This window comes from Acidovorax sp. A1169 (assembly GCF_030704685.1).
GTDB lineage: Bacteria > Pseudomonadota > Gammaproteobacteria > Burkholderiales > Burkholderiaceae_C > Acidovorax.
Window position 1 is genome coordinate 24,085 of record NZ_JAUZDX010000006.1, and the last position, 23,489, is coordinate 47,573.

Sequence of the window (23,489 nt, forward strand, 5' to 3'; positions counted from 1 at the left end):
GCCCAAGAATCTGTTCAAGCGGACCTTGAACAGGTTCTAGGTTCCTCAGCCCGGTTGGCCCGGCCCTGGCCGGGCCCAGGCCAGCAGCGCCGCGGTGCATGCAGCGCACAGCGCCACCAGCGCACACAGCTGGGGCAAGGCCGCCGCGAGGGGCGCGCCCAGCTGGTTGAGCCGCAGCGAGGCCTGCACGCCCGAGGTGCTGGGCAGCAGCCAGCGCAGCCACTGCAGCGGCTCGGGCAGGGCCTCCACGGGCCAGGAGAAGCCGGCGACGAAGGCCATGGGCAAGGTGGTGAACAGCAGCACCTGCAGTGCGCGCTCGCGGTTGCCCACCCACAGGCCGATCAGTGCGCCCAGGGCCGCGATGGCGGGCACGTAGCAGGCCAGCAGCGCCAGCGCACCGAGCGGGTTGCCGCCGCGCGGGTAGTCGTGCAGCAGAAAGATCCAGCCGAAGTAGAACAGACCGCTGACCCAGCCCAGCGTGCACAGCGCCAGCAGCCGGCCCAGCCAGGTGCGGGCCCGTGCCCGGTGCTGGCCGGACTCGACCCAGGTGCCGGTGAGCATGGCCGCGCCCATGAGCAGCGTCTGCTGCAGGATCAGTAGCGCCACGGCGGGTACGACGAAGCTGCCGTAGCCTTCGGTGGGGTTGAACAGCGCCACCATCTGCAGCTGCACCGGGTTGCGGCTGGCCGCTGCCTGCTGCGCGCTCTGGCCCGCAGCCTGCAGCTTGCGGATCTCGATGCCGGCGGACACGGTGCCCACGGCCTCGGCAAAGCCGTACTGCACGGCCTTGTTGAGCAGCGCATAGGCGCCGTTCCCTTCGACGCGGACCAGGGCCTCCTCGCCGCGCGCCACGCTGCGCTTGAGGTTCGCGGGGATCAGCGCATAGCCTTCCACCTCGCCGCGCCACAGCGCTTCCTGCGCCTCGCGCTCGCTGGCGGTCACCAGGCGCACCTCGATGCGCGGGTCGGCTTCGGCAAAGCGCGTGATCTGGCGCGACAGGCTGCTGCGGTCCATGTCCACCACGGCCACGGGCACGCGCGTGAGCACCTCATCGGCATAGAACCAGGGGTAGAAGAAGCCGTAGAGCACCGGCGCCGCCACGAGCAGCAGCAGCACGCCCTTGTCGCGGCCAATGGTGGCCAGGGCCTGGAGCCAGGCGCTCCAGAGACTGCCGGGTTCATCGTTGGGTGGGGTCATTGCGTGGGTGGTTTGTTCCATCACCTTCCTCCCCAGCTCTCGGGCCTGCGCCGTGCCAGCTGCAGGGCCAGCGTGCACGCCAGCAGCAGCACGGCAGTGGCCGCCATCAGCGCGACCACGGTGGAAATACTGGTGCGCAGCGGTGCGCCAATCTGCAACTGCTCGATCTGCAGGCGGATGTAGTGGGTGTAGGGCATGGCCTCGGCCCAGGCGCGCGCGCTGGCCGGCATGCCCGCCAGCGGAAAGGCCACGCCGCTGAACGCAAACGCCGGTGCCGCGAAGAAGCCGGCGCCCGACAGCGCCGTGCGCAGCGAGCGCGTGGCGCCCGCCAGCGCCGCACCGGCGGCCAGCGACACGGCCATCAACAGCGCCAGCCCGGCAGCCACCCAGGCCAGGTTGCCCGGCGGGTGCCAGCCGCGCCCCCAGGTGATGCCCGTCAGCGCCATAAGTGCCACCAGCGTCAGCGAGGCCCAGGGCAGGGCGAGCTTGCCCACCAGGGCCGCACCCGTGCGCAGCACACCACCGCCCGCACCCAGCCATTCGCCCAGCGTGCGGTCGCGCAGTTCGCGCCCCACAGCCCAGGCGCCGGCCGTCATGGCCAGGATGTGCAGCAGCGCGGGGATCAGCGCCGCGCCCAGAAACTGCTCGTAGTTGGTGGACACGTTGAACAGCGCCACGAGTTGCGTGTGGATGGGCTCCATGCTCACGCGCACGGCCTGGGCCGGCTCGCCGCGCTGGTTGCGCGCGGCCATCTCGATGCCGGCCGACAGCGTGCCCACCACGGCGCGCACGTCGCGTTGCAGCACGCCCGAATGCGTGCCCAGCTGCGCGTTGTGCAGCAGCGTGACCTGGGCCGTGCGGCCCTCCTTCACGGTGCGCGCGAAGTCGCGCGGGAGGGTGACCACGGCATACACCTCCACGCTGCGCAGGGCGCGTTCGGCCTCGGCCGTGTTGGCGTAGTGCTGCACCACCTGCAGGCCGGGCGTCGCGTCCAGCATGCGCACCACCTGGCGTGACAGGGCCGAGTGGTCGTCGTCCAGCACGCCCACGGGCAGGTGCCGCGGCAGGCCTGCCGAGAAGATCCAGCCCATGAGCAGCACGGCGAGCAGCGGCACCCAGGTGACCATGGCCAGGTCCCAGGGGCTGGCAGAGAGGCGCCGCGCCTCGCGGCGAAAGCTGTGGACCAGGGCGCTCATGGTGGGGTGGCGGTCAGGGTGCGGTGGTGGGGCGTTGCGTGCCGGCTCATTGCACCAGCACCGTCATGCCGGGGCGGGCGCCTTCGATGGGGGTGGCCGGGCGGGCGCGTACTTCGAAGGTGCGCACGTCAAAGCCCTGGCCGGCGCGCGTGGCGCGCCAGGTGGCGAAGTCGGGCAGGGCGGCCGTGTGGTAGACCTTGAAGCGCACGGGCTTGCCAGCGCTGCCGATGGCGGGCAGCGTGGCCTCGAACTCCTGGCCGATGGCAAAGCGCTGCAGGCGGTCTTCGCGCACATTCAGCACCACCCATTGGTCGGCCAGGTCCACCACCGTGACCACGGCCACGCCTTGGGGCGACAGCTCGCCGCTGCGTGCCAGCACCTTGGCCACCTCGCCGGCCACGGGGCTCTTGAGCTCCGTCTCGGCCTGGGCGGCCCTGACCTCGGCGACCACACCAGCCACCTGGCGCGCCTGGGCGCTGGCGGCGGACCGGTCCTCGGGCCGGGCACCGGCACGGGCCAGTTCGTACTGGGCCTTGGCGGCCAGGGCCTGGTCGCGCGCGGCCTTGTGGTTGGCCTCGGCCTCGTCGCGCTTTTGTGCGGCCACCAAGCCTTCGCGGGCCAGGCCGTCCACCCGGCGGTAGGAGGATTCGGCCAGGTCGGCCGCCGTCACGGCGCGCTGCCAGGCCAGGCGGGCCATCTCCACCTCCTGCGGGCGGGCGCCGTGCGCGGCCTTGTCGGCCACGGCCTGGGCCGCTTCCTGCGCGGCGGTGGCTTGCGCCAGCTTGGCCTGCACCTCAGGGCTGTCCATGCGGATCAGCGGGGCGCCCACGGCGATCTGGTCGCCTTCCTTGACCAGTATCTGCGCGATGCGCGCCGTGACCTTGGGCGCGATGTCGGCCTCGCGGGCTTCCATCTGTCCCTGGAACACCTCGGGGGCCGGTTGCGAAGCCTTCCACAGCCCGAAGCCGACGAAGCCACCCACGGCCACCAGGGCCACGGCGCCCAGCACCGCAGCCTTCCGGCTGCCCTTGCCGCTGCGGTTGGCGTTGTTATTGTTGCTGTCGCTCATGTTCATTCCACCTTCACATCGGCACGTGCCATGTATTTGCCAAATTCATCGGACAGGCCGCAGCTTTCGAGCAGCTCGGCCAGGGCCTTCACGTAGTCGTGGGCGGCCTGTGCCCCTTCGGTCTGTGCCTTGGCCTGGTTGACCTGGGCGTCGATCAGGTCCAGCGTGGTGCTGGTGCCTGCGCGGAGGCCCGAGGTGCGCAGGCGCAGCACCTCGTCGGCCACCTCCAGCCCGGGCTGCAGGGCGAAATAGGCGCGCCGCGCCTGCTCCAGCGCCTGCCAGCGCTTTTCCACCAGCAGGGCGATGTCGTTCTGCGCCTGGGCGCCGCTGCGCTCGGCCTGCTCGATCTGGCGCGAGGACGATGCGGCCAGCGCATCGCGGTCGATGGAGTCCCACAGCGTGAAGCGCACACCGATGCCGGCCACCCAGTCGGCATCCCTGCCGCTTTTGAGCTGGCGCTGGCCGAAGGCGAAGACCTGCGGCTTGCGCAAGGCCTCCTGCGCGGCATGCAACTGCTCGGCCTGGCCCTTTTTGGCGGCCACCTTGGCCAGGCCCGGGTGGCGCTGCAGCGCGGCATCAACGAAATGGGGCAGGGGCTCCACCGGCTGGCCGAGCACGAAGAGCGGGCTGGTGGGCGTCACGCGCTCGCTGGCTTTCACCGTGCGGGTGAGGGCGGTGGCGGCCAGGTCGGCGTCGTCGCGGGCCTTGCGTGCGTTGCGGCGGGCTTCCTCCAGTGCGGCGCGGGCCTGCAGGCGCTCCACGCGGGCGATCACGCCGGCGTCCAGCATCTTCTGCGCGGCGGCATCGTGCTGCTCGATGGTGGCCAGGGCCGACTCACGCAGGCGGGCCGCGTGTTCGGCCAGTTGGGCGCCGAAGTAGCGCTGCACCAGCACGGTGGTGACCTCGTGGCCGGTCTTGTCGGCATCGGCCTGCGCCTCGGCGGCCTGCGCCTCCACCAGGCCGCGTGCGGCGTCGCTGGCACCGCCCATGTAGATCGGCCAGATGCCCGAGACCGAGGTGCTGGTGTCCGTCTTGTGGCGGTTCAGCGTGTAGCTGGCCGGCAGGTGCGGCAATTGGGCCAGCGAGCCCGCCAGCTGCGGCGGCAACTGCTGCAGCACGCCCGGCAGGGCCTGGTTCACGGGGTTGAGGTCGAGGTCCAGGTTGGCGTTGTAGGCGTACGCGGCACCGCTGAACGAGACCACGGGCCCGCCCAGGCGCGCCAGGGCCTGGCGGCGCAGCTGTGCGCTTTGCACCGCATTGCGCGATGCGGCGAGCTGGTCGGAGCGCGCCGCCAACTGCTCCTGCGCCGTATGGAAAGCCATGGGTTCGGCCTGCGCAGGCCACTGCATGGCGAGCGCAGCCAGCAGGGCGGCGGCCCGCAGTGTGGAAATACGCAGGCAAGGGCGGGGCTGGCCGGCCGCCGCGTGCGGCCGGTGGGAGGGGCTCTGGATCATGGTGGGAGGGGTTAGCGCGCGCCTACGGGGGTATAGGCATCGCGGTGGTCGGCCAGCCAGCGCTCGGAGAGGTCGCTGCCCTGCTGGCTGGGGTGGAAATCGCGCCGCAGGTACGCGCGCCAGGGGCGCCAGGTCTCGCGCACCAGGCCCCCCTTGCCGAAGAGCGTGCGGGCCGCGCTGCGCCAGGTGCGCCAGTGCCACAGCGTGCCGTCGCGGCGCAGGTTGCCCACGGTCTGGCGCAGCACGTCGCCCAGAAAGACCAGGGTGATGCGCCGGAACCAAGTGATGCGCCAGGCATGGTCGCCGTCCAGCGCCTGGTAAATGTCGAAGGCCGTCCTCTTGTGCTCGGCCTCTTCGGCGCAGTGCCATTGCCACATCGTGGCCAGGCGTGGATCGGAGCCGGCGAGGACCTCGGGGTGGCCCAGCAGCCACTCGGCCAGCAAGGCGGTGAAGTGCTCGTTGGCGGCGGTCACCGCCAGCGGATGGCGCGGGTCGGCGCCCTCGAAGAGCTTCATGCGCTCGGCCGCGCGCGGGCCCCAGGTGTTGACCAGGCCCTGCGTGTCGAGGTGGCCGTTGAACAGCGCGTGGATGCGCCGGTGCGTGGCCTCCTGCCCGATGAAGCCGCGCACCTCGTCGGCGTGCTGCGCCTGCCGGTCGGCGGGCAGGGCCTTGTGGCCATTGCGCACCGCGTCGATGAAGAACTGCTCGCCCACGGGGAAGCTCATGGACAGCGCATTGAAGAGCGCCGTGCGAAAGGCATCGCCGCCGCACCAGTGGCGCGCAAAAGGCGCTTCCAGGTCGATGAGCAGACGGCGGACGACGAGTTCGGTCATGGCGGGCTCCAAGGGATGAAAGGTTTTGGTACTGCATGGTACCAGTTGCATATCATGCGTGGCGAGTGTGGTACTGTCAAGTACCTTTTCGGAGTTTCACCGCGCCATGACCGAAGCCACGACCGCCGCCAGCCCATCCACATCCACCGTACACCGCTCCCGCCTGCTGGAGGGCATGGCGCGCGCCGTGGCCGCGCGCGGCTATGCCGACACCACCATCGCCGACATCGTGCGCGAGGCCAGCGTCTCGCGCCGCACCTTCTACGAGAACTTCGCCGACAAGGCCGAGTGCCTTATCGCGCTGTACGAGGTCGCCAGCGGCAACGCCATCACGGTGCTGCGCAACGCCATCGATCCGCACAGCGACTGGCAGGCCCAGGTGGAGCAGGCCATGGGTGCCTACTTCGGCGTGCTTGAGAGCAACCCCGTGCTTCTGCGCACGCTGTTCGTGGAGATGCTGGGCCTGGGCGCGCCGGGCCTGGCCGCGCGCCGCCGCGCCAACCAGCAGCTGGCCGACCTGATGCTCGACGTGGTGAACAACCGCCCGGGCGAGCGCCTGCGCAAGGCCCCGCTCAAGCCCATGATGGCCATGGCCGTGGTGGGCGGCATCAACGAGATGGTGCTGCAGTCCATCGAGCAGGGGCGCGCCAACGACCTGCAGGAACTGGTGGAGCCGGCCGCGATGCTGCTCAGGGCCGCGATCTCGGCGGAGTTTTGAGTCAGACCTCGTTCGCTATTTCGATCAGGTTCTCGTCCGGATCGTAGATATAGACCGAGCGCATCCGCTGCCGCGCACCGGTGGCACCCACGGGCCCCTGCACCACGGCCACGCCCTCGGCGGCCAGATGCACAAGGACTGCGTCGAGCGGCGTGTGCGTGAGAAAGCACAGGTCGCCCGAGCCTGCCGTGGCATGGCGCACGTTCGGGTCCACCACCGTGCCCACCTCGTGCAGGTTGATCTTCTGTTCGCCGAAATGCAGTGCGTAGCGCCCCGGCTTGAACTCGCGCGCCGCCATGCCCAGCACGCGCTCGTAGAAGGTAATGGTGGCCGGAATGCTGGCGACGGTCAGGACCACATGGTCCAGCGATTGCACGGTGATGGGCATGGCAGTGCGGTGAAATGGCTTGGAAAAAGAAAAGGCCCGCCGAAGCGGGCCGTGGCCGTACAGGCTGCTACCGCAGCGTATCAGCTCCCATGGAATCGCACCACCAGCGGCACGATCAGCAGCGCCACGATGTTGATGATCTTGATCAGCGGGTTGATGGCCGGGCCGGCCGTGTCCTTGTAGGGGTCGCCCACGGTGTCACCGGTCACGGCGGCCTTGTGCGCCTCGCTGCCCTTGCCGCCATGGTGGCCATCTTCGATGTACTTCTTGGCATTGTCCCAGGCGCCGCCGCCCGTGCACATGGAGATGGCGACGAACAGCCCGGTGACGATGGTGCCCATGAGCAGGCCGCCGAGCGCCTTGGGCCCCAGTAGCAGGCCGACCACGATGGGCACCACCACGGGCAGCAGGCTGGGGATCACCATTTCCTTGATGGCGGCGGTGGTCAGCATGTCCACGGCCTTGCCGTACTCAGGCTTGCCCGTGCCGTCCATGATGCCGGGGATGGTGCTGAACTGGCGGCGCACCTCCACCACCACCGCGCCGGCCGCGCGGCCCACGGCCTCCATGGCCATGGCGCCGAACAGGTAGGGGATCAGCCCGCCGATGAACAGGCCGACGATGACCAGCGGGTCCGACAGGTCGAAGCTGATGGCCTTGCCATAGCTTTCCAGCTTGTGCGTGTAGTCGGCAAACAGCACCAGCGCCGCCAGGCCCGCCGAGCCGATGGCATAGCCCTTGGTCACGGCCTTGGTGGTGTTGCCCACAGCATCCAGCGGGTCGGTGACGTCGCGTACGCTGCTGGGCAGCTCGGCCATCTCGGCAATGCCGCCGGCGTTATCGGTGATGGGGCCGTAGGCGTCCAGCGCCACCACGATGCCCGCCATGCTCAGCATGGACGTGGCCGCCACGGCAATGCCGTAGAGCCCGGCGAGCTGGTAGGACGCAAGGATGGCCAGGCAGACGAAGAGCACCGGCCAGGCGGTGGAGCGCATCGAGACCCCCAGGCCGGCGATGATGTTGGTGCCGTGGCCGGTGGTGGAGGCCTGTGCGATGTGCTGCACGGGCGAATACTGCGTGCCGGTGTAGAACTCGGTGATCCAGACCAGCGCGGCCGTGAGCACCAGCCCCGTGGCGCAGGCGCCGAACAGGCGCATCTGGCTGCCGCTGGCGCGGATGGCGTTGTCCGGCATGATCCACATCGTGACGAAGTAGAACGCGATCAGCGACAGAATGCCCGCGATCGCCAGGCCCTTGTACAGGGCGGGCATCACGTTCTTCATGCCCGGCGAGGCCTTCACGAAGAAGCAGCCGATGATCGATGCCACGATGGACACGGCGCCCAGCGCCAGCGGGTACACCGCAGCGTTGACCGGCGCGGCCACCACCATCAGCGCGCCCAGCACCATGGTGGCGATCAGCGTCACGGCATAGGTCTCGAACAGGTCGGCCGCCATGCCGGCGCAGTCGCCCACGTTGTCGCCCACGTTGTCGGCGATCACGGCGGGGTTGCGCGGGTCGTCTTCAGGGATGCCGGCCTCCACCTTGCCAACCAGGTCGGCGCCCACGTCGGCGCCCTTGGTGAAGATGCCGCCGCCCAGGCGCGCAAAGATCGAGATCAGCGAGGAGCCGAAGGCAAAGCCGATCAGCGGGTTGAGCGCCTCGGCCAGCATGGGCCCCGAGGTGATGCCCCGCGACAGCGCCCAGTAAAAACCCGTTACACCCAGGAGGCCCAGGCCCACGACCAGCATGCCGGTGATGGCACCGCCGCGAAAGGCCACGTCGAGCGCGGGGCCGATGCCCTGGGTAGCGGCCTGCGCGGTGCGCACGTTGGCGCGCACCGAGACGTTCATGCCGATGAAACCGCAGGCGCCCGAGAGAAAGGCCCCCAGCACGAAGCCGAGCGCGGAGGTCAGGTCCAGAAAGGCACCGATGAGAATCGCCAGCACCACGCCGACGATGGCAATGGTCTTGTACTGGCGTGCCAGGTAGGCGGCTGCACCGGCCTGTATGGCGGCGGCAATCTCCTGCATGCGCGCGTTGCCCGCATCCTTGGCAAGAATCCACCCACGGGCCCAGATGCCGTAGGCCACCGCAATCAATCCGCAAACCAATGCCAGTATCAGAGGGGACGTCAGCGCTGAGTTGTCAGCCATGCATTTCTCCTTGGTTTTTTCAGTTGCACGGAAGGAAACACAACGCAGGTCGGTGGTGCTTCCGCTGCGTTGCTTCCTCGTGCTCCTGGGGGAAGAATCTGCTCAAAATCGGGAGCAGCTTCTCAAGGAGTCGATTGGCCAACGGACCCAATTTACAGGCAAACGCCGGTTTGCAAGCGGGCAGAAAGGGGCATGCGCCTAAAATCAGGGTTAATCCCGACGCTCTTGGTCCCTATTGGTCCTGAACCGGGCTCGCGGGTTATCGTTTCAAACCACTATCCACAGACATGTCCCTGAACCACGTACCTCCTGGCAAGAACGCCCCCGACTCCTTCAACGTCGTCATCGAGATCCCGATGAACGCCGATCCGATCAAGTACGAAGTGGACAAGGAATCGGGCGCGATCTTCGTGGACCGCTTCATGACCACGGCCATGCACTACCCCACCAACTACGGCTATGTGCCGCAGACGCTGTCGGGCGACGGCGACCCGGTGGACGTGCTGGTGATCACCCCCTACCCGCTGTTCCCCGGCGTGGTCGTGCCCTGCCGCCCCATCGGCATCCTGATGATGGAAGACGAAGCCGGCGTGGACGGCAAGGTGCTGGCCGTGCCCACCGACAAGGTGCTGCCCATCTACACCCACTGGCAGAAGGTGGAAGACGTGAACCCGATGCGCCTGAAGGCCATCAGCCACTTCTTCGAGCACTACAAGGACCTGGAAGCCGGGAAGTGGGTCAAGGTGCTGGGCTGGGAAGGCCTGGACGCAGCCAAGAAGGAAATCATGGACGGCATCGCCAGCTTCAAGGCCAAGAACAGCCAGGCCTGATCCCCGGCTGCCTTGCCGGCGGCCCGCTGACCAAAAAGCATGCATGCCCTCGCGGGCTGCATGCTTTTTTCATGGAAACCCCGCACTGTGCAGTGCCCCGGCCGTTGCTAGACTGCGCAAAGCCAGGGTGTCGGTGCGCAATCCTGCGCCCGCCCTGGCACGAATGGCCGTGGCCAAGGGATGATATGAAGATTTCCGACGTGAGTATCGGGCTCAAGCTGGGGATCGGGTTCTTTGCCCTGGTGCTGCTCACGGCCTTGCTGGGCGCGGTCTCGTTTTTCCAGCTGTCACGCATCCACCACAACGCACAGGAGATCGCCAGCAACCTGCTGCCCAGCGGGGGCTACACGGGCGAGCTCAGGGTGTTGATGAACCGCATGCGGCGCTCCGAGGCCGGCATGATCACCGCGCGCAGCACCGCCGAAGTCCGGGCCTTTGCTGAGCAGATGAACGCGCTTGCCAAAGACCTGGAGCGTGTGGAGGCGCAGTACGAACCGCTGGTCACTGCCGGTGAGGAGCGTGAGGCCTTCCAGACCTTTCGCACGCGCAAGGCCGTGTACTACAAGCTCCAGGCCAACCTGGTGGATGTCGCCAAGGCGGTGGACTTCAGCACCAACGACACCCTGGCGTTGAGCGCCGATGCCTTGTCGGGGCTGTTTGCCGGTGAATCCGAAACCGCCTTCGTGGCCGCTGCCGAAACCCTGAGCGAATTGCAGAAAATCAATTCCGCGCAGGCCGACAAGGAGCAGGCCGAGGTGCAGCCGGTCTTCCAGGCAGCCCGGGTCTGGGTGCTGGGCACGCTGGCAGCCTGTGTGGCGCTTGCGGTCGTGCTGGGCGTGTCGATCACGCGCTTGGTCACTCGCCCCGCAAGAAAGGCGGTGAGCGCTGCGCGCGCCATTGCCGAAGGCGATCTCACGGCGGCCATGCCGGCGCATGGCAAGGATGAAATGGGCCAGTTGCTGTCGGCGCTGGAGGACATGCGCGCCAACCTGGCCCGCGTGGTCACCGGCGTGCGCGGCAACGCCTAAAGCGTAGCCTCGGCCAGCGCACAGATTGCCTCGGGCAACAACGACCTGTCGGCGCGCACCGAGCAGCAGGCCTCGGCACTGGAAGAGACAGCCGCATCGATGGAAGAACTGGGCTCCACCGTGCGCCAGAACGCAGACAACGCACGCCAGGCCAACCAGCTGGCGCTGAGTGCGTCCACCGTGGCCGTACAGGGCGGCGACGTGGTGGCCGAAGTGGTCGAGGCCATGAAAGGCATCAACGCCAGCAGCAGCAAGATCGCGGACATCATCAGCGTCATCGACGGCATCGCCTTCCAGACCAACATCCTGGCCCTGAATGCAGCGGTGGAAGCTGCCCGGGCCGGCGAGCAAGGCCGGGGCTTTGCCGTGGTGGCCAGCGAAGTGCGCAGCCTGGCCGGGCGCAGCGCCGAAGCGGCCAAGGAAATCAAGGGCCTGATCACCGCCAGCGTCGAGCGTGTGGAGCAAGGCACGCAACTGGTGGACAAGGCCGGGGCCACCATGACCGAAGTGGTGGCCGCCATCCGGCGCGTCACGGACATCATGGGCGAGATCAGCGCCGCCAGCAGCGAACAAAGCGCAGGGGTGGGCCAGGTGGGAGAAGCGGTCACGCAGATCGACCAGGCCACCCAGCAGAACGCAGCGCTGGTGGAAGAGATGGCCGCAGCAGCGAGCAGCCTGAACAGCCAGGCGGGCGAACTGGTGAACGCGGTGGCGGTGTTCCGGCTGGCGGGCGATGTCAGCGGTGCTGGCAACTACCGCGCACCGGCACCGGCGCCAACGGCTCGCAAGCCAGCGCCGGCCCCGCGCGCGGCAGTCACGTCCACGCCGGCGGTCAACGCCCCGGTGGCCAGCCGACTGGCGGCGCCCAAGGGCCCCCTGGCGCCCAAGGCCGCACCGGCGGCAAGCCCTGCGCCAGCGCCAAAGGCGCCGGCCAAGGCGGCCGGAGGTGGGGATGATGACTGGGAGAGCTTCTAAGCGCTTGATCGGGATCAAGCGCCTCGTCTGACAGTGCTGCGGCCTGACAGACGTCGCCACGCGCAGCGCGTGGGGCTTACAACGGAAGGACAGCGAGCGGTACCCGAGCGGTGCCGCTTGACAATCCCTTCACTTCCAAGGAGAAGCCCATGATCCCCTCCCTCACCCTGGACAAGGACCTCGCCGAGCAGGCGCGCCCCGGCCATGGCATTCCATCGCAAGACCCCGATCCTGCAGCACAGTTGCCGTTGTCGGATGCCGAGAAAGAGCGTGAGTCCCAGTCGGCCCTCGTGGGCGGCGGTGTCGTGGCCGGCGCAGCGGCAGGGGCTGCGGTCGGCGCGGTCGTTGGCGGGCCGGTGGGCGTGGTCGTCGGAGGAACGCTGGGTGTATTGGCGGGTGCTGTTGGCGGTGCCGCTGCGGGCTCAATCGCCACGCCGGATGAACCCAGCAAGACCATTCCCGATTCCGGGGAGCACGAAGTCGTGCGCACTGGGGAAACCGGGCACGAAGACCTCAATCGCTGAGCACCATGCTCCCGATCGACAATGAAATAACGCGCTAAGGCGGGTCATTGCATTGCATCATTCGAGCTGCCCAGCGTGCCTTGCGTCAGCGTGGCCGGTGCGGATCCGGAAACACGAGCTGCAGCCCCGGCAGGGCAGGGCGTTTGAAGGCTTGCCACGCGGCTCCCGGCACCTGTGGCTGTGCCAGCCGGTCGGCCACAACCCACCAGGCGCTCGGGTTCAGCCCCATGCCGAAATGGCTGGCCACCACCTCGATGTTCTCGGTGTGCGGGTTGTGCGGGGCGGGGGCCTGCAGGCTGCCGCGCCAGGCCACCACGCCATCGCTGCGCGAGTAGATGCTGGTGGTGGGCACGGGCGGGGCCTCGGGAAGGTTGTAGTTCTCGGTCTCGCGCTCGATGCTGCGGCCGCTGGCGAACTGGTAGATGCGCCAGGCATTGGTGGAGGTGTGGGGCCCGGCAAAGGGCGTGCCCAGTGTCACCACGCAACGCACCAGGTCGGGCAGTTCCTTGGCCAGCTCGCGGGCATAGATGCCGCCCAGGCTCCAGCCCACCAGGCTCACCTTGTCGCCACTGCGCTGCGCGGCCTGCTGCAACTGCTGCTTGGCGTTGTCCAGCACGCCTTCGCGCGGACCCAGGTTCAGGCCCTGACCCCAGCCCTGGGTGTCATAGCTGCGCGATTCCAGGTAGCGGCGCAGTGGCGCCGTGGTGGCGTCCCCGGCCGTGAGCCCGGGAAAGACGATGACGGAATGCCCGTCCCCTCGGGGGGCGCGCTGCAGTACCGGCCAGGCGGGCAGCACGGCCCCGAATTCCCAGGGCGCACGCAGCTCCAGCGCCAGCAAGGGCAGGCCGGGTGCGGGCATGTGGTGGGGGTTTGTCTCTTTCCTTGTGAACAGCGGCATCAGGTCATTCCGTGGGGCACCAGACAACAGCCTGGTGGTGCTAGGGATCCTCGGTACCCAGCTCGCCGGGCGGTGTCGGTACGGATCGGGACGGAACGCAAGGCGACTTCTGGCCGCCAACAACCCCGGCTATTGGCAAGAAAAGCACCGCAGCGGACCGCCCGACGCCGGACCACCAAGAGGCGCAGGGATTGGTGCAGAGGGTCCTATGGCAACGGTAACATTTTTTTTGCACCAGAGACCTTGCCGCGAATGGAGGCAGCTCTCCAATGAGGCGGGTAACGGCCATTGTGAAACCAGAAGAAGACAGGCACGCACGGGGTCTATTTGTATCAAATTGCAACAATCGCTGCTATGCTTTGCAGCATGCCTGCATCCGTGGAGCGACCGTCGCTCGAATCGGTTGCGCACGCCCCCCTCCAGACCGAAATGAGTGATCCATGACCGAACCCTTCGCAGCATCCCCACCAGGCGCCCCTTCGCGCAATGTCTCTGCAGGCCCGGCTGGGGAATACCTCAGCTTTCGCCTGGGCGTGGAGGAATACGGCATCGACATCCTGCGCGTGCAGGAGATCCGCTCGTACGAGCGGCCTACCCGCCTGGCCCATTCGCCCGACTTCATCAAGGGAGTGATCGACCTGCGCGGGCGCATCGTGCCCATCCTGGACCTGCGCATGAAGCTGCACTGCCCCGAGGCGAGCTATACCGATTTCACGGTGGTCATCATCCTGGACCTGGGGTCCCTGCTGGTCGGGGCGGTGGTGGATGCCGTGGCCGACGTGGTCACCCTGACCCCGGATCTCATCAAGCCCGTGCCGCAGTTCGAGCCCCAGGGCCACCTGGACCCTGCCTTCATCACCGGCATTGCCAGCCTGGGCGAGCGTATGTTGGTCCTGATGGACATCGAGGCCCTGCTCGGCAGTGCCGACATCGGGCTGGTGAAGGCTGCGGCGACCTGATGCAAAGCCAGGCGGCGCAGGAGTCGGCAGTGGAATGGTACCCTGTGGACCGGTCAGGTATTTTCTGGAAACGACACCATGAACAATCTCAGGATATCGACTCGCATGGCGGGCACCTTTGGCGCCCTTGTGCTGTTGTTGCTCGCAGTCATCGTCACAGCGCTGTCGCAACTGACCGCGATTTATGGCAGTACGTCGGACATCACCGAAAATTGGCTGCCCAGTGTCGAGCTGGTGAATCGGCTCGACGCCCAACTGGCAGAAGCGCGGCTCAATGAGTTCCAGCATCTGACCACCCAGGACCCTTCGGCCAAGGGTCAGGTGGAAAAAGCGATGGAGGGTATGCGCGCCGAGATCAAGACGACAGAGGCCGCCTACGAAGGCTTGATCGCCAGCGATGCGGAACGCAAGCTGTATGAAACCTATGTCCAGGCGCGCAAGGGTTATGGCGAGTCTGCCGTAAAGCTGCTGGAGCTGTCGCGCAAGAACGAGAGCGAGCAGGCTTTTGCGTTCTTGCAGGGCGAATCGCGCAAGTGGTACATGGAGTCGATTGATACCCTGAAGAAACTCGCGGCATTGAACGGCGCTGGTGCCAGGGCCGCTAGCGCCAGCGCCGCTTCGATCTACCTCAATGCGCGTTTCGTGATGTGGGCTGCAGCCGCGTTCGCGATCCTGCTGGCAGTCTTGGCGGCGGTGTGGCTCATCCGCTCCATCACGCGGCCCCTGGCCCAGGCAGTGGAGGCTGCCGACCGCGTGGCCGCCGGCGACCTGAGCGTCGACATCGCCGTGACGTCCCAGGACGAAACCGGGCAGCTGCTCAGCGCCCTGCAGCGCATGCAGCAAAGCCTGGTGAGCACCGTGACCACGGTGCGCATCAACTCCGAAAGCGTGGCGTCGGCCAGCGCGCAGATTGCCTCGGGCAACAACGACCTGTCGGCGCGCACCGAGCAGCAGGCCTCGGCACTGGAAGAGACGGCCGCCTCGATGGAAGAGCTCGGCTCCACCGTGCGCCAGAACGCAGACAACGCGCGCCAGGCCAACCAGCTGGCGCTGAACGCCTCCACGGTGGCCGTACAGGGCGGCGACGTGGTGGCCGAAGTGGTCGAGACCATGAAAGGCATCAACGCCAGCAGCAGCAAGATCGCCGACATCATCAGCGTCATCGACGGCATCGCCTTCCAGACCAACATCCTGGCCCTGAATGCAGCGGTGGAAGCCGCCCGGGCGGGCGAGCAAGGCCGGGGCTTTGCCGTGGTGGCCAGCGAAGTGCGCAGCCTGGCCGGGCGCAGCGCCGAAGCGGCCAAGGAAATCAAGGGCCTGATCACCGCCAGCGTGGAACGGGTGGAACAAGGCACCCTGCTGGTGGACAAGGCCGGGGCCACCATGACCGAAGTGGTGGCAGCCATCCGGCGCGTGACCGACATCATGGGCGAGATCAGCGCGGCCAGCAGCGAGCAGAGTGCAGGCGTAGGCCAGGTGGGAGAAGCGGTCACGCAGATGGACCAGGCGACCCAGCAGAACGCAGCGCTGGTGGAAGAGATGGCCGCAGCAGCGAGCAGCCTGAACAGCCAGGCGGGCGAGTTGGTCAATGCGGTGGCGGTGTTCAGGCTGGCGGGCGATGGCAGCGGAGGCGGCAACTACCGTAGCGCGGCCCCCGCACCGGCCCCCGCGGTGCGCAAGCCGGTGGCCATGGCGGCGCCGGCTGCGCGCGCGGCAGTAGCGTCCAGGCCTGCGGCCAAGGCCCCGGCGGCCAGCCGGCTGGCGGCCCCCAAGGCCGCAGCGGCGGCAAGCCCTGCGCCAGCGCCCAAGGCGCCGGCCAAGGCGGCCGGGGGTGGGGATGATGACTGGGAAAGCTTCTGATTCCCAGTTTCTGTTGTCGTAAGGCACCCCTCATGCGATGACACACCGGGAGAGTAAAGATGCCTTGAACGAGGGGGTGTGTTGGCCTGGATCTTGCGATTCTGTGCTTACAGATCGTTACTTCAGGAGACAGGGCATGAACCGGTTCAAGATTTCCACCCGCCTGGCGGGGCTTCTGGCGGTGTTGTGCTGCCTCGTGCTGCTGGTCGGCGGCGCCGGTCTGCTGGGCATGGGGCAGTCCAACGCCGGGCTCAAATCGGTGTACGACGACCGGGTGGTGCCCCTCAAGCAGATCAAGATCGTGGCCGACATGTACGCGGTCAACGTGGTCGATGCAGCGCACAAGGTGCGCGACGGCGGCATGACCGCCGCGCAGGGCCAGCAATCGGTGGCCGATGCGCGCAAGGCCATCGACACCAACTGGAACGCCTACCTGGCCACAAAGCTGGCGCCCGAGGAAAAGACCCTGGTGGACCGCTTCAAGCCCTTGCAGGCCAAGGCGGACGCGGCCACCGAGGCCCTGGTGGGCCTGTTCCGCGCAGGCGACGTACCCGCCCTCACCGCCTTTGCCGCCAAGGAGCTGTATCCGGCCATGGACCCGCTGCAGGAGGTGCTGGGCCAGCTCATGCAGGTGCAGCTCGACCAGGCCAAGATGGAATACGACCGTGCCGCAGCCAGCTACCAGACCATCTGGGTCCTGGTGGCGGTGGCTGTGGTGGCGGGCGTGTTGCTCGCCGTGCTCGTCGGGGGCTCGATGATCCGCCAGATCTCGCGCTCGCTGGGCAATGCGGTGGACATCACCGATTCCGTGTCCCGCGGCGATCTCACGGTCACCATTCCGGTACAGGGGCGCGATGAGATCGCGCGCCTGCTCACCGGCCTGACGGCCATGCGTGACAACCTGGCCCAGGTGGTATCGGGGGTGCGTGGCAATGCGCAGGGCGTGGCCTCGGCCAGCGCGGAAATCGCCTCGGGCAACCACGACCTGTCCATCCGCACCGAGGAGCAGGCCAGTGCCCTGCAGCAAACGGCCGCCTCCATGGAGGAACTGAGCTCCACCGTGCGCCAGGACGCCGACAACGCGCGCCAGGCCAACCAGTTGGCCATGAGCGCCTCCACCGTGGCCGTGCAGGGTGGCGACGTGGTGTCCGAAGTGGTGGAGACCATGAAAGGCATCAACGACAGCAGCAAGAAGATTTCCGACATCATCGGCGTGATCGACGGCATTGCCTTCCAGACCAATATCCTGGCGCTCAATGCGGCGGTGGAAGCCGCCCGTGCGGGCGAGCAGGGCCGGGGCTTTGCCGTGGTGGCCAGCGAGGTGCGCAGCCTGGCCGGGCGCAGCGCAGACGCCGCCAAGGAGATCAAGAGCCTGATCCACGCCAGCGTGGAGCGGGTCGAGCAGGGCACTGCGCTGGTCGACAAGGCGGGCGCCACCATGACCGAGGTGGTGGCTTCGATCCGCCGTGTGACCGACATCATGGGCGAGATCAGCGCTGCCAGCACCGAGCAGAGCCAGGGTGTCTCCCAGGTCGGCGATGCCGTCACGCAGATGGACCAGGTCACGCAGCAGAACGCCGCCCTGGTCGAGGAAATGGCCGCTGCCGCCGGCAGCCTGAGCCACCAGGCCCAGGCCCTGGTGGGCGCGGTGGAGGTGTTCAAGCTGTCGGGTGATGCGCCAGCGGTTCAGGCCACCACCGCACCTCGCCCGCGCCCTTCTCCCCCGGTATCGCCGCCCGCCGCCCGCAAGCCGGTCGCCGGGGTGGCGCAGCGCAAGCTCGCGGCACCGACTCCCACCGTGGCAAAAACCGCTGCCAAACCGCCTGCGCCCGCAGCGGGAGCCACCGTCAAGGCGGCGTCCGATGATGAGTGGGAAAGCTTCTGAGACGGCGCGCAGGTTCTGCGCTTGGCAGGAGCGGCGATTGCACCAAAGTGATGCGTCTTTTGGCGCGCGATAGCCAAATGGTTGTGAGTTGCCCTTGTTTGGTGCTTTTTGGGTGGTTGGTTGAATCGTTGTGGTGCATCTGATGGGGCTCAAGGCCCATCGTGGTCAAGAATCAACGGCTGGTTCAGTGCACTGGTATGGCGTCCGGCTGTTCCAGGGTGTCAAGCCGTGCCACTGCCTCGGGAGGCAATTGCAGTTGCGCCGCCGCCAGGTTCTGCTGCAGGTGGGTGACCGACGAGGTACCCGGAATCAGCAGCACATTGGGTGAGCGCTGCAGCAGCCAGGCCAGCGCCACCTGCATGGGCGTGGCGCCGAGTTCGGCCGCCACTTCCGACAGCACGCCCGACTGCAGCGGCGTGAAACCGCCCAGCGGGAAGAAGGGCACATAGGCCGTGCCTTCGGCGGCCAGCTGCGTGAGCAGGGCCTCGTCTTCGCGGTGGGCCAGGTTGTACATGTTCTGCACGCAGGCAATCTGGGTGATCCTGCGCCCGTCCTGCACCTGGCGCGCCGTCACGTTGCTCAGGCCGATGTGGCGTATCAGGCCCTGGCGCTGCAGCTCGGCCAGCGCCGTGAGCGGCGCCTCCAGCGATCCTTCTGCCGGGCCGTGCACGCTGAACATGGCACGCAGGTTCACCACGTCCAGCACGGGAAGGCCCAGGTTGCGCAGGTTGTCGTGCACGCCCTGCGTAAGCTCCGCGGCCGAGAACGCGGGCAGCCACGAGGCATCGTCGCCGCGCCTTGCGCCCACCTTGGTCACGAGGGTCAGGCCGTCGCGGTAGGGGTGCAGTGCCTCCTTGATGATCTGGTTGGTCACGTGCGGGCCGTAGAAGTCGCTGGTGTCGATGTGGCCCACGCCGCTCTCCACGGCGGCGCGCAGCACGGTCACGGCCGCGGCACGGTCCTTGGGCGGGCCGAACACGCCGGGGCCGGCCAACTGCATGGCGCCATAGCCCAGGCGCTTCACATCACGGTGGCCGAGGCGGTAGCTGCCGGCCTTGTCGATTGCTGTCATGGGAGAGTCCTTTCAATGGGGATGCATCGACTGTAGGCACGCAGCCTGTGTACGATAAGTCGGTTGAGTGCGCACAGGCTGTGCGGCACAGCGAACAATCCATCAAGGGATCCTGTCCATGGCCGAGCAGTTGGGTGATCTGGCCGCCTTTGTCTCGGTGGCACGCGGCGGCGGTTTCCGCGAGGCGGCACGCTTGGGCGGTGTCAGCGCGTCGAGCCTGAGCGAGGCGGTGCGTCGGCTCGAAGCGCGGCTGGGCGTGCGCCTGCTGCACCGCACGACACGCAGCGTGGCGCCCACCGAGGCCGGGGCGCGCCTGCTCGAACGCCTGGGCCCGGCGCTCGGCGAGGTGCAGGCCGCGCTCGACGTGGTCAACGGCTTTCGCGACCGGCCCGCCGGCACCCTGCGCCTCAACGTGCCCGCCAGCGCGGCACGCCTGGTGCTGCCCGCCATCGTGCCGCCGTTCCTCGCGGCCTACCCCGACATCCGCCTGGACGTGGTGGTGGAGGAAAGCTTTGTCGACATCCTCGCCGAGGGCTGCGACGCCGGTATCCGCTATGACGAGCGGCTGGAGCAGGACATGATCGCCCTCCCCATCGGCCCGCGCTGGCAGCGCATGGCCACGGCCGCTGCACCCGCCTATCTGGCCGCGCGTGGCCGGCCCGAACACCCGCGCGACCTCATGCAGCACGCCTGCCTGCGCGGCCGTTTTGCCAGCGGCACCATGCCCACCTGGGAGTTCGAGCGCGGTGGCGAAGTGGTCGTCGTGGATCCGTCCGGCCCCTTGATCGTGCGCATCTCGGGCGGTGTGGATCTGGCGGTGGAAGCGGCGCTTGCTGGCTGCGGCATCATCCACATGTTCGAAGGCTGGTTGCAGCCCCATCTCGACAGCGGGGCGCTGGTGCCGGTGCTGGGCGACTGGGCGCGGCCTTTTTCAGGGCCGTTTCTCTACTACTCCGGGCGGCGGTACCTGCCGGCGCCGTTGCGGGCGTTTGTGGATTTTGTGCGGGGGCAGGGCGCAGATGGCGCGGTCGCCAACCCGTGAGTGGGCTGGCGATATGTTGACTGGTCAACGCGGATCGTGGATAAACCCTCTCAACGCTGTGACAAGGACAACCATGCAAGCCCAGCTCAACCCGCGCGCCGGCTCTGATTTGCTGCGACGCTACCGCGAGCGCGGACTGTGGGGCGGTTTGGCGCTTGGCGCGATAGGCGGGGCCATGGTCTGCGGCCCGCATTTCCATGACTGGTCGCTCTCTGCTTCAGGTGCTGTGATGCTTGGCCTCAGTACGGGGCTCGGATTGCTGGGCTGGTTTTTCGGGTCCTTGGCGGCGGGCTCGGTCGCAGGTGTGGGAGCGCACGATGCCGCCGAACCGGACGGGCATGCCGATGGTGCGCACCATGCTGACCCGGGCAGCGACGCCAATTGATATCCGCCAGATACCTCACCCCTGCCTGAACGGACTGCGCCCCTGCAGTTCCTCCAGATAGCCTTCCACCCCCTGGCCTTCACGTTCAAGAAAGCGCTCCACCGCTTCGGCAAAGGCCGGGTGCGCGATCCAGTGGGCACTGCTGGCCTGCACGGGCAGCAGGGCACGGGCCATCTTGTGCTCGCCCTGGGCGCCGCCCTCGAAGCGCTGGGCGCCGTGTTCAATGCACCACTGCAGCGGCTGGTAATAGCAGGCCTCGAAGTGCAGGCAGTCCACGCGCTCCAGCGCGCCCCAGTAGCGTCCATACGCCACGAGCCCCTCCGTGCCGTAGTCACCCAGCGCGATCAGGCTGCTGGCGATCGGATGGCCATCCCGCTCGGCGATGAACAGCAGCCAGGCCTCGGGCATGTTCTGCGCCATGCGCGCGAAGAAGTCGCGCGTGAGGTAGGGCGGGTTGCCGTGCTCCAGGTAGGTGCGCTCGTAGCAGCGGTAGAAGAAGTCCCAATCGGCGGGGCTGATGTCGGCGCCGCGTGACCAGCGGAACGTGACGCCCGCCTCGGCCACGCGGCGGCGCTCCTGGCGGATCTTCTTGCGCTTGTCCTGGGCCAGGCTGGCGAGGAAATCGTCGAAGCTGGCGTAGCGGGCTGGTGGTGCTGCGTTGCTCCCATCCGGGGATGCCGTTGACTCGGGTGCCGTCGGCGATTCATTCTTCCAGTGGAATTGCACGGTGTGGCGCAGCATCAGGCCTTCGTCGGCGCTGGTCTTGATGTCGTCATTGCTGGCGAACAGCACATGCACCGACGACACGCCCTGGCTCTCGCACCACTGGCACACGGCCTGCACGAGCAATGCGCGGCTCTCGTCGTCCCGCGCCATCAGGCGGGTGCCGGGCACGGGGGTGAAGGGCACGGCGATGGTGGCCTTGGGGTAGTAGGGCACGCCGTGCTGTTCGTAGGCGCTGGCCCAGGCCCAGTCGAAGACGTATTCGCCGTACGAGTGGCTTTTGAGGTACAGCGGGCAGGCGGCCAGCAGCGTGTCCTCGCCGTCCCACAGCGTCATGAAGCGCGGCGTCCAGCCGCGCTTGGGCGTGGCGCTGCCGCTCTCGTGCAAGGCCGTGAGGTACTCGTGGCGCAAAAAGGGCGTGGGGTGGCTCTGCAAAGCCAGCAGGCCGTTCCAGGCATTGGCGTCCACCTCCTGTGGGGAGGCCAGCACGCGGGCGATAATGTGCAATTGCTCAGCCATGTGTGCCCAGCGGCCTGCATTGCACTGCCAGATGGCGGTCTGCGGCGGGTTGCGGGCCTGCATTGGCGGTTGTCTTCAACCTGGCCCCAAGGGGCTTCTCCAGTTCCATGACGCTCTCCATTTGCACAGCGCAGCTCAATTTTGTGGTGGGCGACATGCCCGGCAATGCGCAGAAGATCATTGCTGCCGCTCGCCAGGCCCATGCCCAGGGTGCGCAGTTGCTGCTCACGCCCGAATTGGCGATCTGCGGCTACGCGGCGGAGGACCTGTTCCTGCGCCCGGCCTTCATCGCTGCCTGCGATGATGCCGTGAAAACCGTGGCCCGTGAGACTGCGGGGTTGAAAGGCCTGGCCATCGTGCTCGGGCATCCGCAGGCGACGCGCGCCGATGCCCCGGCTTTCAGTGCCTGTTTCAACGCTGCCAGCGTGCTGCGCGATGGCGTGGTGGAGCAGACCTATGCCAAGCGCGAGCTGCCCAACTACCAGGTGTTCGACGAACGGCGCTACTTCGTGGCCGGGCGATCGCCCTGCGTGTTCGAGGTGGGCGGGCTGCGCGTGGGCCTGCTGGTCTGCGAGGACGCCTGGTTCGCCGCGCCCGCGCGTGACGCGGCTGCCGCCGGTGCGCAACTGCTGGCGGTGATCAATGCCTCGCCCTTTCACCTGGGCAAGAGCGCCGAGCGCGAGGACACCATGCGCGAGCGCGTGCGCGAAACGGGGCTGCCCCTGGTCTACGCCCACCTGGTGGGCGGGCAGGACGAGGTGGTGTTCGAGGGCCGCTCCTTCGCCCTGGGTGCCGATGGCGCTGTGGCTGCGCGTGCGCCGGGCTTCGAGGAAGAACTGTTCTGCGTGCAGGTGGTGGCCGGAAACGGCACCACGCCGCTGGCGGTCCAGGGTGACATCGCCCCGCTGCGCAGTGCCGAGGCCGATCTGTGGGACGCGCTGGTGATGGGCGTGCGCGACTATGTGGGCAAGAACCGCTTCCCCAGCGTGCTACTGGGCCTGTCGGGTGGCATCGACTCGGCCCTGGTGCTGGCGATCGCCGTGGATGCGCTGGGCGCAGACAAGGTGCGTGCGGTGATGATGCCCTCGCCCTACACGGCCGACATCAGCTGGATCGATGCGCGCGACATGGCGGCCCGCATGGGCGTGCGCTATGACGAGATTTCCATCCAACCGCAGTTCGAGGCCTTCAAGGCCGCGCTGGCCAGCGACTTCGCAGGCCTGGCCGAGGACACGACCGAGGAGAACCTGCAGGCGCGCATCCGAGGCACGCTGCTCATGGCGCTCTCCAACAAATTCGGCTCCATCGTGCTGACCACGGGCAACAAGAGCGAGATGTCCACCGGCTACTGCACGCTCTATGGCGACATGGCCGGCGGTTTCGCCGTCATCAAGGACGTGGCCAAGACCACCGTGTTCGCGCTGTGCCGCTGGCGCAATGCCCACGACCCGTATGGCACGGGCGCCAGCCCCATCCCCGAGCGCATCATCACCCGCCCGCCGAGTGCCGAGCTGCGCCCCGACCAGAAGGACCAGGACAGCCTGCCGCCCTACGACGTGTTGGACGCCATCGTCTCGCGCTACATGGAGAACGACGAGCCCATCGAATCCATCATCGCCGCCGGCTTTGCGCGCGCCGACGTGGAGCGCGTGACCCGGCTCATCAAGATCAACGAATACAAGCGCCAGCAGGCGCCCGTAGGGATTCGCGTCACGCGCCGCAGCTTCGGCAAGGATTGGCGTTACCCTATCACCAATAGCTTTCGCGCTTGAGGCAGT

The 23,489-nt window shown here is 67.8% G+C and carries 19 protein-coding genes and 1 pseudogene; 10 read left to right on the forward strand and 10 right to left on the reverse strand.

Translation table 11 applies throughout. The annotated features are described in order from the left end of the window. Positions 1–45: 45 nt before the first annotated feature. The 5 genes from QYL93_RS11930 to QYL93_RS11950 are packed head-to-tail and all read right to left on the reverse strand — an operon-like array spanning position 46 to position 5,749. A complete protein-coding gene (locus QYL93_RS11930; RefSeq protein WP_305743839.1) occupies positions 46–1,197 on the reverse strand; it encodes an ABC transporter permease in 1,152 nt (383 codons plus the stop codon). A 20-nt stretch (positions 1,198–1,217) separates the two neighbouring features. Next, positions 1,218–2,393: an ABC transporter permease gene (locus QYL93_RS11935; protein WP_305743840.1), complete on the reverse strand. Its 1,176-nt coding sequence runs from the start codon at positions 2,391–2,393 to the stop codon at positions 1,218–1,220. Positions 2,394–2,439: 46 nt separating this feature from the next. After that, the gene (locus tag QYL93_RS11940) at positions 2,440–3,462 is read right to left on the reverse strand and encodes an HlyD family secretion protein (RefSeq protein ID WP_305743841.1); all 1,023 of its coding nucleotides are present in this window, start codon (positions 3,460–3,462) and stop codon (positions 2,440–2,442) included. A 2-nt stretch (positions 3,463–3,464) separates the two neighbouring features. Further along, positions 3,465–4,916 (reverse strand): TolC family protein, encoded by a 1,452-nt coding sequence (locus QYL93_RS11945; RefSeq protein WP_305743842.1) that lies wholly within the window; start codon positions 4,914–4,916, stop codon positions 3,465–3,467. Between the two features lie 11 nt (positions 4,917–4,927). Then, positions 4,928–5,749: a metal-dependent hydrolase gene (locus QYL93_RS11950; RefSeq protein WP_305743843.1), complete on the reverse strand. Its 822-nt coding sequence runs from the start codon at positions 5,747–5,749 to the stop codon at positions 4,928–4,930. A 106-nt stretch (positions 5,750–5,855) separates the two neighbouring features. Here QYL93_RS11950 and QYL93_RS11955 point away from each other — a divergent pair, with 106 nt between their 5' ends. Then, positions 5,856–6,467, forward strand: a complete 612-nt coding sequence (locus QYL93_RS11955; RefSeq protein ID WP_305743844.1) for a TetR/AcrR family transcriptional regulator — start codon at positions 5,856–5,858, stop codon at positions 6,465–6,467. A gap of 1 nt (position 6,468) precedes the next feature. On the opposite strand, the gene QYL93_RS11960 is transcribed toward QYL93_RS11955, so the two are convergent. Both QYL93_RS11960 and QYL93_RS11965 read right to left on the reverse strand, forming a co-directional pair. Then, positions 6,469–6,855 carry a VOC family protein gene (locus tag QYL93_RS11960; protein WP_305743845.1) on the reverse strand — a complete coding sequence of 129 codons (387 nt, stop codon included), beginning with the start codon at positions 6,853–6,855 and terminating at the stop codon, positions 6,469–6,471. A gap of 80 nt (positions 6,856–6,935) precedes the next feature. Next, positions 6,936–9,011, reverse strand: a complete 2,076-nt coding sequence (locus QYL93_RS11965) for a sodium-translocating pyrophosphatase (RefSeq protein WP_305743846.1) — start codon at positions 9,009–9,011, stop codon at positions 6,936–6,938. Positions 9,012–9,298: 287 nt separating this feature from the next. Here QYL93_RS11965 and ppa point away from each other — a divergent pair, with 287 nt between their 5' ends. The 3 genes and pseudogenes from ppa to QYL93_RS11980 all read left to right on the forward strand — a co-directional run bounded on the left by ppa (position 9,299) and on the right by QYL93_RS11980 (position 12,368). Beyond that, positions 9,299–9,841, forward strand: a complete 543-nt coding sequence (ppa, locus tag QYL93_RS11970) for an inorganic diphosphatase (RefSeq protein ID WP_305743847.1) — start codon at positions 9,299–9,301, stop codon at positions 9,839–9,841. A 185-nt stretch (positions 9,842–10,026) separates the two neighbouring features. Beyond that, positions 10,027–11,844: pseudogene (locus QYL93_RS11975) on the forward strand (methyl-accepting chemotaxis protein). A 149-nt stretch (positions 11,845–11,993) separates the two neighbouring features. Then, complete coding sequence (locus QYL93_RS11980; protein ID WP_305743848.1) at positions 11,994–12,368, forward strand: bacteriocin; 375 nt, start codon at positions 11,994–11,996, stop codon at positions 12,366–12,368. Positions 12,369–12,453: 85 nt separating this feature from the next. Here the strand turns inward: QYL93_RS11980 and QYL93_RS11985 are convergent, their stop codons facing one another. Continuing rightward, a complete protein-coding gene (locus tag QYL93_RS11985) occupies positions 12,454–13,266 on the reverse strand; it encodes an alpha/beta hydrolase (protein ID WP_305743849.1) in 813 nt (270 codons plus the stop codon). Between the two features lie 440 nt (positions 13,267–13,706). Here QYL93_RS11985 and QYL93_RS11990 point away from each other — a divergent pair, with 440 nt between their 5' ends. The 3 genes from QYL93_RS11990 to QYL93_RS12000 all read left to right on the forward strand — a co-directional run bounded on the left by QYL93_RS11990 (position 13,707) and on the right by QYL93_RS12000 (position 17,970). After that, positions 13,707–14,225 carry a chemotaxis protein CheW gene (locus QYL93_RS11990; protein WP_305743850.1) on the forward strand — a complete coding sequence of 173 codons (519 nt, stop codon included), beginning with the start codon at positions 13,707–13,709 and terminating at the stop codon, positions 14,223–14,225. 78 nt (positions 14,226–14,303) lie between these two features. Continuing rightward, a complete protein-coding gene (locus tag QYL93_RS11995) occupies positions 14,304–16,085 on the forward strand; it encodes a methyl-accepting chemotaxis protein (protein ID WP_305743851.1) in 1,782 nt (593 codons plus the stop codon). Between the two features lie 136 nt (positions 16,086–16,221). Next, positions 16,222–17,970 (forward strand): methyl-accepting chemotaxis protein, encoded by a 1,749-nt coding sequence (locus QYL93_RS12000; RefSeq protein ID WP_305743852.1) that lies wholly within the window; start codon positions 16,222–16,224, stop codon positions 17,968–17,970. Positions 17,971–18,154: 184 nt separating this feature from the next. Here the strand turns inward: QYL93_RS12000 and QYL93_RS12005 are convergent, their stop codons facing one another. After that, complete coding sequence (locus QYL93_RS12005) at positions 18,155–19,042, reverse strand: aldo/keto reductase family oxidoreductase (RefSeq protein WP_305743853.1); 888 nt, start codon at positions 19,040–19,042, stop codon at positions 18,155–18,157. A 118-nt stretch (positions 19,043–19,160) separates the two neighbouring features. On the opposite strand from QYL93_RS12005, the gene QYL93_RS12010 reads away from it, so the two are divergent. Next, positions 19,161–20,084 (forward strand): LysR family transcriptional regulator, encoded by a 924-nt coding sequence (locus tag QYL93_RS12010; RefSeq protein WP_305743854.1) that lies wholly within the window; start codon positions 19,161–19,163, stop codon positions 20,082–20,084. 73 nt (positions 20,085–20,157) lie between these two features. Then, the gene (locus tag QYL93_RS12015; RefSeq protein ID WP_305743855.1) at positions 20,158–20,469 is read left to right on the forward strand and encodes a hypothetical protein; all 312 of its coding nucleotides are present in this window, start codon (positions 20,158–20,160) and stop codon (positions 20,467–20,469) included. Between the two features lie 15 nt (positions 20,470–20,484). On the opposite strand, the gene QYL93_RS12020 is transcribed toward QYL93_RS12015, so the two are convergent. Next, on the reverse strand, positions 20,485–21,711 hold the full coding sequence (locus tag QYL93_RS12020; protein WP_305744056.1) for a GNAT family N-acetyltransferase: 1,227 nt from the start codon (positions 21,709–21,711) through the stop codon (positions 20,485–20,487). A gap of 107 nt (positions 21,712–21,818) precedes the next feature. Here QYL93_RS12020 and QYL93_RS12025 point away from each other — a divergent pair, with 107 nt between their 5' ends. Beyond that, positions 21,819–23,483 carry an NAD+ synthase gene (locus QYL93_RS12025; protein WP_305743856.1) on the forward strand — a complete coding sequence of 555 codons (1,665 nt, stop codon included), beginning with the start codon at positions 21,819–21,821 and terminating at the stop codon, positions 23,481–23,483. Positions 23,484–23,489: the final 6 nt, after the last annotated feature.

Bases quoted from the DNA above. Each gene is read 5' to 3' on its own strand.
- QYL93_RS11930 (WP_305743839.1), bottom strand. From the start codon at position 1,197: ATGACCCCACCCAACGATGAACCCGGCAGTCTCTGGAGCGCCTGGCTC.
- QYL93_RS11935 (WP_305743840.1), bottom strand. From the start codon at position 2,393: ATGAGCGCCCTGGTCCACAGCTTTCGCCGCGAGGCGCGGCGCCTCTCT.
- QYL93_RS11940 (WP_305743841.1), bottom strand. From the start codon at position 3,462: ATGAGCGACAGCAACAATAACAACGCCAACCGCAGCGGCAAGGGCAGC.
- QYL93_RS11945 (WP_305743842.1), bottom strand. From the start codon at position 4,916: ATGATCCAGAGCCCCTCCCACCGGCCGCACGCGGCGGCCGGCCAGCCC.
- QYL93_RS11950 (WP_305743843.1), bottom strand. From the start codon at position 5,749: ATGACCGAACTCGTCGTCCGCCGTCTGCTCATCGACCTGGAAGCGCCT.
- QYL93_RS11955 (WP_305743844.1), top strand. From the start codon at position 5,856: ATGACCGAAGCCACGACCGCCGCCAGCCCATCCACATCCACCGTACAC.
- QYL93_RS11960 (WP_305743845.1), bottom strand. From the start codon at position 6,855: ATGCCCATCACCGTGCAATCGCTGGACCATGTGGTCCTGACCGTCGCC.
- QYL93_RS11965 (WP_305743846.1), bottom strand. From the start codon at position 9,011: ATGGCTGACAACTCAGCGCTGACGTCCCCTCTGATACTGGCATTGGTT.
- ppa (WP_305743847.1), top strand. From the start codon at position 9,299: ATGTCCCTGAACCACGTACCTCCTGGCAAGAACGCCCCCGACTCCTTC.
- QYL93_RS11980 (WP_305743848.1), top strand. From the start codon at position 11,994: ATGATCCCCTCCCTCACCCTGGACAAGGACCTCGCCGAGCAGGCGCGC.
- QYL93_RS11985 (WP_305743849.1), bottom strand. From the start codon at position 13,266: ATGCCGCTGTTCACAAGGAAAGAGACAAACCCCCACCACATGCCCGCA.
- QYL93_RS11990 (WP_305743850.1), top strand. From the start codon at position 13,707: ATGACCGAACCCTTCGCAGCATCCCCACCAGGCGCCCCTTCGCGCAAT.
- QYL93_RS11995 (WP_305743851.1), top strand. From the start codon at position 14,304: ATGAACAATCTCAGGATATCGACTCGCATGGCGGGCACCTTTGGCGCC.
- QYL93_RS12000 (WP_305743852.1), top strand. From the start codon at position 16,222: ATGAACCGGTTCAAGATTTCCACCCGCCTGGCGGGGCTTCTGGCGGTG.
- QYL93_RS12005 (WP_305743853.1), bottom strand. From the start codon at position 19,042: ATGACAGCAATCGACAAGGCCGGCAGCTACCGCCTCGGCCACCGTGAT.
- QYL93_RS12010 (WP_305743854.1), top strand. From the start codon at position 19,161: ATGGCCGAGCAGTTGGGTGATCTGGCCGCCTTTGTCTCGGTGGCACGC.
- QYL93_RS12015 (WP_305743855.1), top strand. From the start codon at position 20,158: ATGCAAGCCCAGCTCAACCCGCGCGCCGGCTCTGATTTGCTGCGACGC.
- QYL93_RS12020 (WP_305744056.1), bottom strand. From the start codon at position 21,711: ATGGCTGAGCAATTGCACATTATCGCCCGCGTGCTGGCCTCCCCACAG.
- QYL93_RS12025 (WP_305743856.1), top strand. From the start codon at position 21,819: ATGACGCTCTCCATTTGCACAGCGCAGCTCAATTTTGTGGTGGGCGAC.